This is a genomic window from Desulfurobacterium atlanticum (assembly GCF_900188395.1).
Taxonomy (GTDB): domain Bacteria; phylum Aquificota; class Aquificia; order Desulfurobacteriales; family Desulfurobacteriaceae; genus Desulfurobacterium_A; species Desulfurobacterium_A atlanticum.
Map to the genome: position 1 here is coordinate 1 of NZ_FZOB01000001.1, position 15155 is coordinate 15155.

Consider the following 15155-nt stretch of genomic DNA (forward strand, 5'->3'; position numbering starts at 1 on the left):
CGTGGTATAGGTTTATATTTAGCTGCATGGTTGTCCTCCTGGTAGTGGTTTTGGTTTTCTGAAAATTTGAATGTTTAGTGCTCTTAATATTTTAACTACCAGGTGGGCAGCCTTTTTCCTTTGGTGTGGGTGGGGAGTATGTGTATACCTATGCAGGAACAATCTTGTAAAACTGCTTGATTTGGTAAGATAATGGTCGTAAAATCTGCCTGACTTTTTTCACGGAGAAGGTGTTTTGGATACATTTAAAGTTGTTTTTGTTGGAGATGTTGTAGGAAAGCCCGGAAGAAGGGCGCTTCATCTCTGGCTTGAAGAAAACAGGAGAAACATTGATTTTTGTATTGTTAATGGTGAGAATGCTGCAGCCGGATTTGGTATTACCGAAAAAATAGTTAAAAGTTTTATCTCCTGGGGAGTTGATGCTATAACTCTCGGTAATCACACATGGGATAAAAAAGAGATATATGATTTTATTGGAAAATATCCCCTTTTAAGGCCTGCAAATTATCCTGATAGAACTCCCGGGAAGGAGTTTTTAAAGTTTGATTTTGATGGTTTTTCGCTTTCTGTTTTAAGTATTATGGGAAGAGTTTTTATGGAATGTCTTGATAATCCTTTCAGAGTTTTTGATAAGTTATTTGTGGAATTTAAAGATTCTTTTGTTATTGTGGATTTTCACGGTGAAGCTACTTCTGAAAAGCAGGCTTTCGGGTTTTATGTTGACGGGAGAGCTGGAGCGGTTTTAGGCACTCATACCCACGTTCAGACAACAGATTTAAGACTTCTTCCAAGAGGAACACTTTATATTACGGATGTTGGAATGACAGGAGCTGTTGATTCTGTAATAGGAATGGAAATAAAAGAGAGTGTTGATAGGTTTGTTAAACAGCTTCCTGTGAGATTTAAGATTCCTGAGAAACCTGAGAAAATAAAATTTTCAGCGATTACTTTTGAGATTAATAAGCGATCTAAAAAGGTAGTTTCTTTTGAAAGGGTTGAAAGAATTTATATAAGAGGTGATGATGGCAACTATTCTTGATGGAAAGGCACTTGCACAGAAAATAAAAGAGGAACTTAGGGATGAGATTGAAAGATTAGAAGAAGCAGTTGGCAGAAGACCTGGACTTGCAGTTGTTTTAGTGGGAGATGACCCGGCAAGTAAAATATATGTTAAAAATAAAGAGAGAACCTGTGAAGAGCTTGGAATAAAATCTGTAGGTATCAGGAAACCATCTTCTATAACTCAGGAAGAGCTTGAAAGTATTATTGATGATTTAAATGGAAGGGATGATATTGATGGTATTCTTGTTCAACTTCCCATTCCAGAGCATCTTGATAGCCAGAAAATTATAAATCTTATATCTCCCTTAAAAGATGTGGATGGATTTCATCCTGTAAATATGGGAAAGGTTGTTCTTGGACTTTTTGATGAAGGATTGATGCCGTGTACCCCTTATGGAGTTATAAAAATTTTTGAAGCTTACGGAATAGAACTTCAAGGTAAAAATGCTGTTATGGTTGGTCACAGTAATATTGTGGGAAAGCCGCTTGCCAATATGATGGTTAATCTTAATGCCACTGTTTCTGTTTGTCATGTTTATACGAGAGATTTGAAATCTTATACAAAAGAGGCAGATATTCTTTGCGTTGCAACTGGAGTTCCGCATCTTATAAAAGAAGATATGGTTAAAGAAGGAGCGGTTGTTATAGATATAGGCATAAGCAGGGTAAACGGGAAAATAGTCGGAGACGTTGATTTTGAAAAAGTAAAAGGTAAAGTTTCTGCTATAACTCCGGTTCCTGGAGGAGTTGGTCCTATGACAATTGCGATGTTGATGTATAATACTGTAAAAGCTTTTAAAAGGAGAGAGGGGGTAGATTGAGGCATATACCTTATATAAATATAGAAATCTGTACCGGATGTGAAATTTGCGTTGATGTTTGTCCTGCGGATGTCTTTGAGATGAGTGAGATTGGGAAAGCGGTTGTAATTAATCCTGATAGTTGTACAGGATGTCTTTTATGTGAGGAGAACTGTCCGACAGATGCTATTGAAATAAAGCTTATTGAATAAAGAGGTAGATTATGAGTTTAAAGCAGGTACTTTATTCTGTGTTTGTTGCTGCTTTGATTTTGGCAGTGTCTCTTTTTGCACTTATGAATCTTCAAGATGTAACAGTTGTTATTCCGTTTTTAGGAGAGTATCAAACAAAACTTTTTATGCTTATTGTAGTTTCTTATATTGCAGGATTTTTAACAGCTGCTTTTCTGTCTTTGCTTACCCGTCTTTTCAGTATTCCTTCAAGGAGGAAAAAGGAACGTGAGAATAGACCTGTTTCTGAAACTGTCAAGAGTGGTGAAACGAAGGAATCAGGGGAAGATTCTTTGTGATGAAGGGGTTGTTAGAGTAAACGGGACTGTGGTTAAAGCTTCAAAAGAGATAAAGGTCGGTGATGTTGTTGAAATAGATACTGTAAATAGGTTTTTAAAATTTAGAATAGAAGAGGTTCCATCAAGAAAAACTGTTTCAAAAAAGAAAGCAAAAGAGTTGATTTCTGTTCTTGAAGATAGAAGAAAATCCATTTCCGATATAATTGACCTTATTTAATTTTTCCGGGAGGAAATTTATGTTTCTTGAAGATATCATTGAAAATTTTGATAAGAAAGGTGATAAAGAGATTCTTGTTGAAAAAAAAGACGGTAAATATAGTTCTATCACTTTTTCTGAGTTTAAAAAACTTGTCTCCAGTGTTCAAAAGGAGCTTGGAGATATAAATAAAGAGGACAGAGTGGTTATTTTTATGGAGAACTCTCCATTGTGGATTGCGTCTCTTTTTGCTGTTATGTTTTCTGGTGGAATTTCTGTTCCTGTTGATTATCTTCTTTCTGAAAGTGAGTTTTTTAATATTTTAAGGGATGCTCAGCCAAGGGTTATATTAACTTCAACTCAAAACTATGATAAGGCAAAATTAGCAGCCAAGAAACTTGGTTATAAACCGGAGATAGTGAAAGTTGATAATGTTGTTGTGGAGGACAGAGAGTTAAAGATTTTATTACCTTCAATGGATGATGTAGCGGTAATTCTCTATACTTCAGGAACAACAGGTAATCCGAAAGGGGTTATGTTAACTTATAGGAATCTAAATCATAATATAGAGGGAATAAGGGATATCAGGCTTCTAAATGAGAAAGACAGGTTTATAGCTATTCTCCCTTTTCATCATACTTATCCTTTGCTTGCAACAGTTGTTTTACCTATTACTGAAGGATTACCTCTTGTTTTTATAGAGAGATTAACTCCTGCAGACATACTTTCAACGATAAGAGATCAGAATGTTACGATAATGGTTGGAGTTCCAAAACTTTTTCAGGTTATTTATCACAACATTTAATAGAGATTTCCAAGCTTCCTGCTATTAAGAAAGGGTTTGTGAATTCAGCGTTGAAGTTTTTTAGAAAAGTGAATGCAAAAGCTCTTCAGAAAAAGGTTTTTAAGCAGGTTCATGAAAGGATAGGGCCATCATTAAGGTATATGATTTCCGGCGGAGCAAAGCTAAATGTTGAAGTTGCCCGTGGACTTGAAGCTATGGGATTTAATATATTGGAAGGTTATGGTTTAACAGAAACTTCTCCTTTAATATCGGTTAATACTCCTGAAAGAAAAAAGATAGGTTCTGCTGGTCCTCCTATAAAAGGTGTTGAGGTAAAGATAGTTAACGGAGAAATTGTTGTAAAAGGTGATAATGTTATGAAAGGTTACTTTAACAGACCGGAAGAAACTGAAAAAGTTATAAAAGATGGATGGTTTTATACTGGAGATCTGGGTTATATTGATGATGAAGGGTTTCTTTTTATAACTGGAAGGGCCAAAGATGTGATAGTTCTTGATAATGGAAAGAATGTTTACCCGGAAGATATAGAGAATGAAATATTAAAAAGTAGATATATCCTTGAAATAGGAGTTTTTGAAGAGGAAGGAGTTATAAAAGCTATCGTAAAACCGGATTTTGAACTTCTTATAGAAGAAGAGATTGAAGATATCTATGAATTTATTAAAAACGAGATAAAGAGAACCACAAAGCACTTGCAGTCATATAAGCGGGTTAAAGAGTTTAAAATCACAGATAGAGAACTACCGAGGACCAGAATAGGGAAGCTTAGAAGGTTTATGCTTCCTGCCTTATATAAGGAGATAGTTGATTAATGGTAGGACCGAGGGGTTTCGAACCCCTGACCTCCACCGCGTCAAGGTGGCGCTCTCCCACTGAGCTACGGTCCTGCAGTGTGAGATAAAAATATAGCCCCTGGATTATTAAATTCAAGAGTTATAAGAAAAGGAAAGGGAACATTCCCTTCCCCTCGTTCTATTGTGCGTAACTGTGAAGTCCAGGAAGTATCAGGTTTACTCCATAGTATGTAAATACGACACTTAAAAATCCTATAATGGTGAAGTGAGCAAGTGGTTTTCCAGAAAGTCCTTTAACATATCTTGCATGGAGATATACAGAGTAAACAAGCCATGTGATAAGGGACCAGGTTTCTTTTGGATCCCAGGACCAGTATCCGCCCCATGCATATTTAGCCCATACAGCACCGAGAATTATTCCAAGTGTTAAAAATACAAATCCTACAGCTGCAGCCTGATACATTATATCTTCAAGGGTTTCAACTGTAGGGAGCTTTTTTGCAAAACCGCTTTTGTTCATCCAGTAGAGGAATCCAACTACACCGGCGGCTATTACTGCAGATATTAAAAAGAAAAGAAATACACTGGTTCTGTATGCTGAATAGGTTATGAAGAAAGCTATAAATATTGTTGATAGGAAAAGGACTATCCAGTCTGTGCTGTTTGTGTCATCCCTTTTTGCAAAATAAGCGTAAGCTACTCCTGCACTTACTGCAAAACCTGCATAACCGATAAAAGATGTAACAACATGGAATAGAAGCCAGTTGCTCTGAAGTGCTGGAACAAGCGGTTGAGCTTCAGGATTGAAACCGAGTATCTGTGTTGAAGCTTCTGAGATGACTGCAAGGGGCATTACAAACATACCAAATATTTTGTTACGGTACTTTCTCTCAAAAATCAGGTAGATTACCACAATGGTCCAGCCAAAAAGCATCAGGGATTCATACATATTTGTGAAAGGGGCATATTTATAGAAAGCAAGCCAGTCATCTACCATGTTTAACTGAGCTTTCTCCATACCCCTTAGCACAAAAGCGATACCTTGAACAATCACTCCAGCAAGAGCGATGTAGGTAGCGATTTTCCCCATTTTCTCAGATTTTGAAAAAACATGAATGGTGTAAAACACTGATGCTGCCAAAAACAGCACCATTCCGATGTTAAAAAACTCCACTGAATTAAACATCTTTCTCCTCCTTAGGGGCTTGGATATTACAGTATGAAGACTTTAGAACCCCTAAGACTTTTTCCATATCCTTTTCAAGGCTTTCGTTTCCTTTGTTTGTCCTTCCAGCAATTACAATATTAACTTTTCCATCTTTCACATCTTTAACTCTTACAAGGATTCTCTTGTGGGAAATAAAGAAGGCTATAAAAAGACCGATAGTAAGTATTGTGCTTCCAGTCCATACAACCCATGTGCCCGGGTCATATGATACCTGTAAACCGGTGTAGAATTTATTATCTGCCCCTGCTATCGCAACAAACTGGTCTGTTTGTGGAATTCTATACCAGTTGTTTGGCATCATCTGAGCTTGAGCAATTCGTTTTCCATCTTTTGTGAGAAGGTCAACAAATATTATTCCTCCCTGCGCTGCAACAGGGGAAAGGAAATATTTTTTTCCATCTTTGCCTTTTCCGACATAAAACGGTTGTCCAAATGCAACGATAAGTTGTTTCTCTTTGGCATTTTGATTTTCTTTATGGAAGAAAAATACTCTGCCTTGGCCGTAGCTTGCCTGATAAAAATATATACCTTCGTAGGAAAGAGGAGTGTTTACTTCTATTATTTGCTCTTTTACCGCTTTTCCATCTTTTAATATTACAAGGTCACTTATATAAGATTTTGGCATGCCAGATGGGTAAAATTCCATTGTGAATTTTTTACACTCCACCTCAAAAGGAAGTTCTATAATGTGACCGTTCCCAAAGAGAGTAACAAGGTTGCTTTTTCCTCCCTGGGCAAGGTTCATATAACCTCTGTATCCGAAAAGGGCTGTTAATAAGCCACCTATCAGAACAATAATGATTCCGGCATGAACTATGTAAACACCGAATCTTGCAAAAACATTTTTATCTGCAAAAAGATATTTAATGTTTTTCTCTTTTTCATCTTCAACGACTTCTGTTTTATATCCAAGTTTTGATAGAGCTTCTTTGATTTTTCCTACGACTGCTTCTTTATCTGGAACAGAGAGAGTTATTTTGTGAACAAGTTTGAAAGAGCTTTCTGCTCCCTCAGCTAATTTCTTTTTAGGATATTTAGCAAGCTTCCAGATGTAGGGAAGTCTTTCAATTGAGCAGATTATAAGGTTTAATCCGAGTAGAACTAAAAGAAGTATATACCACCATGAGTGGTAGACATCTGTGAAACCTAAGAATTTGAATATTTTGTATGTTACTTCTCCATATTCTCTTAAATATTTATCAGGATCTTGCTGCTGCTCTATGATCGTTCCAATTATTGAGGTTACTGCAAGGGAAATGAGAATTACGATTGCTAATTTTACGGAACTGAAAAGATTGTAGAGTTTTTTTAGCATATTTTTGTCCTCCGCTGTCTGTGTCCACTGCTAATAATTCTCAATTCTCTTTTATCTATGTGATAGAAAATCTATCATTTTGGACTGCTTAAGTCAAATAACTCTATTGATATATCATCCATTAACAGTGTTTTAAAAGGGTCAGATATTTTAAGAGCAGGTTTAACAGCTGTAAAAATTCCGCTTTTTCTGTAAGTTTCTTCTATTCCCAGCGTTCTGGCTCCGCCTGTAGTTGCCATATAAAGCAGATTTTTAAGAGAAATTTTCCCTTCAGTTCTAAAATAAAGAGTTTTTATTTCAGAAAGCAGTGATAGAGATGTATTTGAGCTGAGGCCGTCTGTTCCTATGCCAGCTTTTTCATATTGGCCGATAAACTCAACATTCGGGAAACCGGTTTTTAAAAACAGATTGCTTCTTGGACATATAACTATTCCTGCTCCAGTATTCATCAGTTTTTCAAGTTCTTTTCTTGTGAGATTTGTGCAGTGGACTGCTATTAACTGTGGACAGAGTGCTTCACATTTTTCTATGTAATCTATCACAGAATCAGCTGTAAGATGTTCAAACCGTTTACGTCCAAGTGTTGGGTAGATTCTTGATTCAAATACATTTTTTTCTCCTCTTGCAAATAAAAGCTCATTGTAGCTTTCTCCTATATGCATCTGAAAAGGAAGATTTCTTTCCTTTGATAAACGGGCTCCTTGTTTTATAACTTCAACAGATGTTGAATAGATGGCGTGGATAGATATAGGGAGAGAGATTTTCCCGGGGAATCGGTTGCCTATTATTTCATGAAAAACCATTCCGTTTTCAACTTCAGATACTCCAAAGGAAGAGATATCTCCTATGAATCCTGTTCCCCATTTTCTTGTAAGATTTTTCCCTATTTTAACTCCCTTTTTTATCTCTTCAATGTCAAGTTTTTGTCTGTTTGAGATTATCCAGAGAAGCCAGTTATCAAAAGAGGTGGTCTTTTCTGGATTAAAATCCATCAGAGAAAGTTCAAGATGGGTGTGGGCGTTTACAAGTGCCGGGAAAAGAACAGTATTTTTTTTGTAAATCTTTTTTATTCTGCCCTGCGGTTCCTGATACTGAAATTTTACGGTTTTTCCATCGTAAATTATCCAGCCATTTTCAAAAACATTTATTTCATAATCTATAACAAAATCTGCTGTTACTGCTACTGCCGTTTTCACAGTGAAAATCCTTTTATAAATTTTTCTGCTTCTTCTCTACTGTTGATTTTCCCAAGTAATTGTAACTCCATAAGTTTCTTTTTAATCCTGCCAATATCTTTCCCGCTTTCTACTTTCAGAATGTTCATTATATCCTTTCCAGAAAGAAAAGGCTTTAAGTTTCTAAATTTTTCAAAGAACGGAACCAGTCTTGTGTTTATAAAACAGGTGTAGCTTTTTACTCCCTTTTCCATCTTTTCACAGGTGGCACAGAAGTCAGCTATGCTGTGAAGTATGACATAAGGGAATAAATCTTCACTGTCAAAAATAAATTTTACAATAGCCCTGTTTGATAGTTTTCCGTTTTTGTAAAGCTGATATAGAAAGAACGGGCGAAGATGTAATTTTATTATTTTAGATATGTTTTGTGAAACCTTTTTTCCAAATCCAAGATAAAAAAGTCTATCTTGTGATAGATACGCTCCTATTTTATCGTGGTTATAAAAGGTTAACTTCCCGTTTTTTTCCTTTACAGTGAAAGGTTTTCCGATGTCGTGAAGTAGTGCTGTTAGAATAAGAAGCTCTCTTCCTGTAAATTCTTTAAAATATGTAGCTTCTTTTACCACCTTTATTAGATTTTTATCAATATTTGTTGTAAATTTTTCATCTATTAAAAGAGTTACTTTCTCTACGGCTTTCAAAGTATGAATTATGAGGGGATATTGGTGGAGACCTGAAGGTGGTATTGTTTCCTGTTTTTTAAGTTCTGGAAAAATAACATATAAAACATTAAGCTCTTTCATATCGTGAAAAGCACTGTAGCTGGCTGGAAGTTTTAAAATTTTAACGATTTCCTCTCTTATCCTTTCTACAGGTTCCTTTTTAAGGAGATTACTGTATTTTTCCGATGCTACTTTAAATGTTTCGTCATATTTAAAATGGAGTTTATTTTTTATTCTGATTCCCCTTAAAATTCTTACAGGGTCTTTTTTTATGGAGTTTTCGTTTATGGGTTTTATGATTTTTCTCTTTATATCGTTAAGTCCGTTTAAAGGGTCTATTATTAATGGTTTATTTTTTATAATGCTTTTAATTTCTACCGCAATGGCGTTGATTGTAAAATCTCTGCTTTTCAGGTCTTGTTCAAGGGTTTCCTGAATCTCGGAGATGTCAATTCTACGGCTGCTATTCTCTATTGTGAATACCACTTTTTCTCTTTTATACAGGAAACCGTTTTTACCGGTTTTCTCTCTTACACATTCAATTCTTTCAGGGTCAAGGTCGGGAACGATAATATCTATATCTTTATTTGTTATATCAAGTATAGCGTCTCTTACACATCCGCCTACAAAATAACCATCTTTAACACATGGGACAATATCTTTGATAAGAATAAGTAATTTTCTGAAGTTCATTTTAACCTTTAATTTTTTAAGATGTTATTATTAAAGTTTAAATAAAAATTTTAGCTAAATAAAGGTATGAAAGCAGGGGTGCTTTATGATTCTTGTAAGAGTGGAAAATTTGTGGAAGATTTACAGGTCTGGAAATGATAGTGTTGAAGCTTTGAAAGGAATAGATCTTTCTCTTAAAAAGGGTGAATTTTCTTTGATAATGGGAGCTTCAGGTTCCGGGAAAAGCACTCTTTTGCATATTCTCGGAACGTTAGATAAGCCAACAGATGGAAAGGTTTTCTATAAAGAAAAAGACCTCTTTTCTCTTTCTTCAGATGAACTTGCAGAGTTTAGAAACAGGAATCTGGGATTTGTTTTTCAGTTTCATTATCTTATTATGGATTTGAATCTTGTTGAAAATGTTATGGTGCCCCTTCTTCTTTCGGGGGAAAAAGATAGTGTTGCAAGGGGAAAAGCTGTTGAAATGTTGAAAAAAGTTGGTCTTGGGCATAGATTATCTCACAGACCATTTGAAATTTCTGGCGGTGAACAGCAGAGAGCGGCAATAGCCCGAGCACTTGTTACTTCTCCAGAGCTTGTTCTTGCTGATGAACCTACTGGAAATCTTGACTCAAAAACTTCAGAATCGGTAATTTCTCTTATGCTTTCTCTTAATCGGGAAACAGGAACTACATTTTTGATAGCCACTCATAATAGAGAACTGGAAAAGTTTGCTGATAGGATATACCTTATAAAGGACGGCACTATTAAGATTTAGGAGAGGTGTATATGTTTGAGAAGTTTACCAAAAAAGCAAGACAAATTGTAATAAAAGCCAAAGAAGAGGCTGTAATTTTAAGAACACCTTACCTTGGCACCGAACATTTATTGCTTGTTTTGCTTAAAGATGATGAAATTGTAAACCAGATAATCAGCAAATACAACATCTCAAAGATAAGAATTCAGGAAATGATAATTCATCAGCTTCAGCCATCAACTGATGAGATAGATGTTAACACAATAGCTTTTACTACAGAGGCAAGACGCGCCCTTGAGCAGGCTGTAGAAGAAGCAAAGATACTTGGTCATGCTTATGTGGGGCCAGAACACATATTTATAGGACTTGCAAAGGAAAGACTTGGACTTGCAGGACGTATTTTAAGAAGTTACGGTCTTGACCATTATACGTTAAGAAGAGATATAACACAGCTTTTGAAAGGTATGCTTGGCAGGGCTAAAACTTCCCGTAAAAGTTCAACTCCAAATCTTGATAAGTATGGAAGAGACCTGACCAAACTTGCACAGGAAGGTTCTTTAGACCCTGTTATAGGCAGGGATAAAGAGATAGAAAGGGTCGTTCATATTCTTGCAAGGAGAAGGAAGAACAATCCGGTGCTTATAGGTGAGCCGGGAGTTGGAAAAACAGCAATTGTAGAGGGACTTGCCCTCAGGATTGCAGAGGGTTCTGTTCCTGAAAAACTAAAAGAGAAAAGGATAGTTTCCCTTGATATGGCTTCTCTTATAGCAGGGACAAAATACAGGGGACAGTTTGAAGAGAGGTTAAAGGCGGTTGTAAAAGAGCTTGAAAACAACAAAGATGTGATTCTCTTTATAGATGAGCTTCATACGCTTGTTGGTGCTGGAGCTGCTGAAGGTTCTATGGATGCTTCAAATATCCTTAAACCTTCTCTTTCAAGGGGAGAGATACAGGTTATCGGAGCTACAACTCTTGATGAGTACAGAAAGCATATAGAGAAAGACGGTGCTCTTGAGAGGAGATTTCAACCTGTTCTTGTGGAGGAACCTTCAGAGGAAGAAACAATTGAGATTTTAAAAGGATTGAAGTCCAAGTTTGAAGAGTTTCACAATGTAAAGATTACAGATGAAGCTATTGAAAGGGCTGTAAAGCTGTCTGTCAGATATATAAACGACAGAAAACTTCCTGACAAGGCGATAGATATTATTGATGAAGCTGGGGCAAAGGCACAGCTTATGGTTGGGACAAAACCTATGGAGATAAAGGAGATAGAGGAGGAGATACAGACAGTAAGGGCACTTAAAGAGGAAGCCCTCGCAATGGCAGAGTATGAGAGAGCTCACGAGTATAAACAGAGAGAGATATCTCTTACAGCAAAACTTGAGGAGCTTAATAGAAAATGGCTTGCTTCAAAGAAAAATGATAAACCGGTAATAGATGTAAAAGAGGTTGAAGAGATAGTTTCTCTGTGGACAGGAATTCCTTTAAGCCAGATTCATGAAGCGGAAAAGGAGAAACTTATCAGGCTGGAGTCTGAACTTCACAGAAGGGTGGTCGGTCAAGAAACTGCTGTAAGTGCTGTGGCAAGGGCTATTAAACGTTCAAGACTCGGAATAAGAACAAATCTTCACAGGCCTATAGGTTCTTTCCTTTTCCTTGGGCCGACAGGTGTCGGTAAAACAGAGCTTGCAAAAACTCTTGCAGAGGTTCTGTTTGGCGATGAGAAAGCGATGGTCAGGATTGATATGTCTGAGTATATGGAGAAACATACAGTTTCAAGGTTGATAGGAGCACCGCCAGGATATGTTGGTTATGAGGAAGGTGGACAGTTAACAGAGATTGTAAGAAGAAAGCCTTACAGCGTGATCCTTCTTGATGAAATAGAAAAGGCACATCCTGATGTTTTAAACATTCTTCTTCAGATAATGGAGGATGGAAGGTTAACAGATGGTCTTGGCAGGACAGTATCCTTTACAAACACAATTTTGATTATGACTTCAAACCTTGGAGCAAAGCATCTTGTTTCTGCTCAAAAGGGAATGGGGTTTGATACCGCTTCTGAAAAGGATATGGAGCAGAAGGCTTTTGACAGGATGAAATCTTTTGTGCTTGATGAGGTTAAAAGATACTTTAAACCTGAGTTTATAAACAGAATAGATGAGATAGTTGTATTCCATCCTCTTACAAAAGCTGATGTTAAAGAGATAGTTAGAAAGCAGATAGACAGACTTAATGAGGAACTTAAAGAAAGAAATCTTAAAATTTATGCTACAAATAAATTTGTTGATTACATTGTGGATAAAGAATTCCGTAAAGAGTATGGTGCAAGGACGATAAGGCGGGCTATACAATCCCTTGTAGAAGATAGACTTACCGATGAGATTCTTGCCGGTAGATTTACTGAAGGTGGAGAAGTTGTGTTTGATGTAACTCCTAAAGGAAAGGTTACTGTAAAAGAGAAAAAGAAAAAACGAAAGCAAACTGCTAATATAAACTGAATAAGGGGGCTTTATGCCCCCTTTTCTTTTTAAATGTTAAAATTCTTATAAAGAGCAATTACCTGCTGGAGAGGTTATGAGGAGATTTAAGGTAAACGATATAAGAGAAGATGTGGCTTATTTAAGGGGACAGGAAGCAAGACATGTGCTTAAGGTTTTAAGGTTAAGACCGGGAGATGAAATAGTTATATTTGACGGGAAAGGGAATGAGTATCTTGCTGTTATAGAGGCTTCTTCAACCCAATCTGTAAGGTTGAAAGTTCTTGAAAAGCTTATGATAGATAGGGAAAGTCCCCTTAAAACGGTTCTTTATATGGGTTTAACAAACAGACTGCAAAAATTTGAGATGGCTCTTCAAAAGGCTACAGAGCTTGGTGTTTCAAGGATAGTCCCTATAATTTGCAAACGTTCTGCTTTCGGTGAGAAGGTTAAGGATTGGAGTGGTAAGCTTAGGAGATGGAATGAGATTGTAGTGAACGCTTCCAAGCAGTGTGGAAGAGCTGTTATTCCTCCAGTTGAAGAGCCTGTTAAACTTTTAAATATAGATGATGATTCAGAGTTAAAATTTGTTCTCTGGGAGAGAGGCGGAAAGAGTTTTAATAACTTTAAGGATAATACTGCTACCTCTGTTTCGCTTCTTGTTGGACCTGAAGGTGGTCTTGATGAGAGTGAGGTTGAGATTTTAAAATCAAAAGGTTTTCATGTTATTCATCTTGGAAAGAGAATAATGAGAGCGGAAACGGCGGCTATAGTTGGCCTTGCAATAGTCCAGTATATCTGGGGAGATTTAAAATAGTTTATGAACAGGGAACTTTTAATTGTTGATAAGGATGGAGTGCTTATTCAGGTTGTTCAGGGAGATATAACTCAAGAAAATGTTGATGCTATTGTGAATCCTGCAAACTCTTCCTTAAAGCATGGCGGAGGTATTGCTGGAGCGATAATTAGAAAAGGTGGAAGGATAATTCAGGAAGAGAGTGACAGGATAGGTTTTCTTCCAACAGGAAAGGCTGTTTATACAGGTGCAGGAAATTTAAAGGCAAAGTATGTTATCCATACTGTTGGGCCTGTTTGGGGAGAAGGTGATGAAGAGAGAAAGTTAAGAAGTGCCGTTTCTTCAGTTTTTGATGTTGCAAGGAAAATATCCGTAAAGTCTATATCCATTCCTGCCATCAGTACAGGGATTTTCGGTTATCCTAAAAAAGAAGGAGTTTATGTAATTGTTGACCAGGTTTTGAAGGAGATAGAAAAGGATGCTTCCTATTTAGAAAAGGTGAGGTTGATAGCAATAGATGATGAAACTGTTGCTCTTTTCAAAGATGAAATTTCAGCTAAATTTGGTTTAAAATAGTTTTTTAAATTTCTACTTTTGGAGTTAGATTATGCCGGAGTTTCAGTTTGCAAGAATAGACAGGCTTCCCCCCTATGTTTTTGCTGTTGTTAATGATTTAAAAACAAAATTAAGAAGGGCTGGAGAGGATATTGTTGATCTTGGAATGGGGAATCCCGACCTTCCTACTCCTAAACATATTGTAGATAAATTGTGTGAAGCGGCGCAAAATCCGAGAAATCATAGATACTCACAAACAAAAGGTTTGTATAAGCTCAGGGAGGCTCTTTCCCTCTGGTACAAACGGAAGTATGATGTTGATCTTGACCCTGAAACCGAAGTTATAACCACAATAGGTTCAAAAGAAGGACTGGCACATCTTGCCCTTACGCTTGTTAATCCCGGTGATGTTGTTATGGTTCCGACCCCCGCTTACCCTATTCACCCTTACTCCTTTATAATTGCCGGTGGAGATGTAAGGAGTATTCCTCTTTTGACAGATGAGGGTTTTAATGAGGATGCTTTTTTTGAGTCCATTATAAAAGCATATAAGGAAAGCTGGCCAAGGCCCAAGGTTTTACTTTTAAATTTTCCTCACAATCCGACAACTGCGTGTGTTGATATCGGTTTTTTTGAAAAAATTGTTGATTTTGCAAAAGAGAACAACCTTCTTGTTATTCAGGATTTAGCTTATTCAGAAATATCGTTTGATGGTTATGTGCCTCCAAGTATTTTTCAGGTTAAGGGGGCGAAAGAGGTTGCGGTTGAATTTTATTCCCTTTCAAAGACTTACTCAATGGCTGGGTGGAGAGTTGGTTTTGCAGCTGGAAATAAGCAGGTTATTCATGCTCTTTACAGGATGAAAAGCTATCTTGATTACGGAATGTTCCAGCCGATTCAAATAGCGGCTATCATAGCTTTAAAGGGAGACCAGTCCTGTGTTGAGGAATACAGAAAAATTTACGAGAAGAGAAGAGATACTCTTGTAAATGGATTAAACCGTATAGGTTGGCGTGTTGAAAAGCCAAAATCCACAATGTTTGTCTGGGCAAAGATACCTGAAAAGTTCCGTTCTATGGGCTCTCTTGAGTTTTCTAAAATGCTCCTTCTTGACGGTAAAGTGGCTGTCTCTCCAGGTATCGGTTTTGGTGAGTATGGTGATGAGTATGTTAGATTTGCGCTTGTTGAAAATGAATTGAGAATTAAACAGGCGGTTAGAGGGATAAAAAGAGCTTTTGAGAAGTATGGTTTGAGAAACATTAACGTTTAGGG

General features: G+C 36.8%; 16 protein-coding genes and 1 tRNA gene. 12 read left to right on the plus strand and 5 right to left on the minus strand.

Annotation, left to right across the window (positions count from 1 at the left end):
- Positions 1-235: 235 nt before the first annotated feature.
- Genes CHB58_RS00005 through CHB58_RS09180 form a run of 7 tightly spaced genes read left to right on the plus strand, consistent with a single transcriptional unit; the run spans position 236 to position 4204 of the window.
- The gene (locus CHB58_RS00005; RefSeq protein ID WP_089322044.1) at positions 236-1039 is read left to right on the plus strand and encodes a TIGR00282 family metallophosphoesterase; all 804 of its coding nucleotides are present in this window, start codon (positions 236-238) and stop codon (positions 1037-1039) included.
- The gene (gene folD, locus CHB58_RS00010) at positions 1023-1883 is read left to right on the plus strand and encodes a bifunctional methylenetetrahydrofolate dehydrogenase/methenyltetrahydrofolate cyclohydrolase FolD (protein ID WP_089322045.1); all 861 of its coding nucleotides are present in this window, start codon (positions 1023-1025) and stop codon (positions 1881-1883) included. Before CHB58_RS00005 ends, folD begins: the two co-directional genes overlap by 17 nt.
- Positions 1880-2074: a 4Fe-4S dicluster domain-containing protein gene (locus tag CHB58_RS00015; RefSeq protein WP_089322046.1), complete on the plus strand. Its 195-nt coding sequence runs from the start codon at positions 1880-1882 to the stop codon at positions 2072-2074. The genes folD and CHB58_RS00015 overlap by 4 nt, the downstream gene beginning before the upstream one ends.
- Before the next feature lie 11 nt (positions 2075-2085).
- Complete coding sequence (locus tag CHB58_RS00020) at positions 2086-2391, plus strand: lipopolysaccharide assembly protein LapA domain-containing protein (RefSeq protein ID WP_089322047.1); 306 nt, start codon at positions 2086-2088, stop codon at positions 2389-2391.
- The gene (locus CHB58_RS00025; protein ID WP_245807293.1) at positions 2357-2608 is read left to right on the plus strand and encodes a S4 domain-containing protein; all 252 of its coding nucleotides are present in this window, start codon (positions 2357-2359) and stop codon (positions 2606-2608) included. Before CHB58_RS00020 ends, CHB58_RS00025 begins: the two co-directional genes overlap by 35 nt.
- Before the next feature lie 19 nt (positions 2609-2627).
- The gene (locus CHB58_RS09175; protein WP_274534080.1) at positions 2628-3392 is read left to right on the plus strand and encodes an AMP-binding protein; all 765 of its coding nucleotides are present in this window, start codon (positions 2628-2630) and stop codon (positions 3390-3392) included.
- Positions 3393-3430: 38 nt separating this feature from the next.
- Complete coding sequence (locus CHB58_RS09180; RefSeq protein ID WP_274534081.1) at positions 3431-4204, plus strand: AMP-binding protein; 774 nt, start codon at positions 3431-3433, stop codon at positions 4202-4204.
- Here the strand turns inward: CHB58_RS09180 and CHB58_RS00035 are convergent.
- The 5 genes from CHB58_RS00035 to CHB58_RS00055 all read right to left on the minus strand — a co-directional run bounded on the left by CHB58_RS00035 (position 4205) and on the right by CHB58_RS00055 (position 9319).
- A tRNA-Val gene (locus CHB58_RS00035) sits at positions 4205-4279 on the minus strand.
- Positions 4280-4364: 85 nt separating this feature from the next.
- Positions 4365-5372, minus strand: coding sequence for a c-type cytochrome biogenesis protein CcsB (gene ccsB / locus CHB58_RS00040; protein WP_089322049.1), 1008 nt, complete (start codon positions 5370-5372; stop codon positions 4365-4367).
- Positions 5365-6729: a cytochrome c biogenesis protein ResB gene (gene resB, locus CHB58_RS00045; RefSeq protein WP_089322050.1), complete on the minus strand. Its 1365-nt coding sequence runs from the start codon at positions 6727-6729 to the stop codon at positions 5365-5367. Before resB ends, ccsB begins: the two co-directional genes overlap by 8 nt.
- A 74-nt stretch (positions 6730-6803) precedes the next feature.
- On the minus strand, positions 6804-7925 hold the full coding sequence (locus CHB58_RS00050) for an amidohydrolase family protein (protein ID WP_089322051.1): 1122 nt from the start codon (positions 7923-7925) through the stop codon (positions 6804-6806).
- On the minus strand, positions 7922-9319 hold the full coding sequence (locus CHB58_RS00055; RefSeq protein WP_089322052.1) for a tRNA nucleotidyltransferase/poly(A) polymerase-related protein: 1398 nt from the start codon (positions 9317-9319) through the stop codon (positions 7922-7924). Before CHB58_RS00055 ends, CHB58_RS00050 begins: the two co-directional genes overlap by 4 nt.
- 85 nt (positions 9320-9404) lie before the next feature.
- On the opposite strand from CHB58_RS00055, the gene CHB58_RS00060 reads away from it, so the two are divergent.
- The 5 genes from CHB58_RS00060 (at position 9405) to CHB58_RS00080 (ending at position 15153) form a co-directional block, all read left to right on the plus strand.
- Positions 9405-10076, plus strand: a complete 672-nt coding sequence (locus CHB58_RS00060) for an ABC transporter ATP-binding protein (RefSeq protein ID WP_089322053.1) — start codon at positions 9405-9407, stop codon at positions 10074-10076.
- 11 nt (positions 10077-10087) lie between these two features.
- Positions 10088-12553 (plus strand): ATP-dependent Clp protease ATP-binding subunit, encoded by a 2466-nt coding sequence (locus tag CHB58_RS00065; RefSeq protein WP_089322054.1) that lies wholly within the window; start codon positions 10088-10090, stop codon positions 12551-12553.
- Between the two features lie 76 nt (positions 12554-12629).
- Positions 12630-13349, plus strand: coding sequence for a 16S rRNA (uracil(1498)-N(3))-methyltransferase (locus CHB58_RS00070; protein ID WP_089322055.1), 720 nt, complete (start codon positions 12630-12632; stop codon positions 13347-13349).
- A 3-nt stretch (positions 13350-13352) separates the two neighbouring features.
- Positions 13353-13904 carry a macro domain-containing protein gene (locus tag CHB58_RS00075; protein WP_089322056.1) on the plus strand — a complete coding sequence of 184 codons (552 nt, stop codon included), beginning with the start codon at positions 13353-13355 and terminating at the stop codon, positions 13902-13904.
- Positions 13905-13935: 31 nt separating this feature from the next.
- Positions 13936-15153 (plus strand): aminotransferase class I/II-fold pyridoxal phosphate-dependent enzyme, encoded by a 1218-nt coding sequence (locus CHB58_RS00080; RefSeq protein ID WP_089322057.1) that lies wholly within the window; start codon positions 13936-13938, stop codon positions 15151-15153.
- Positions 15154-15155: the final 2 nt, after the last annotated feature.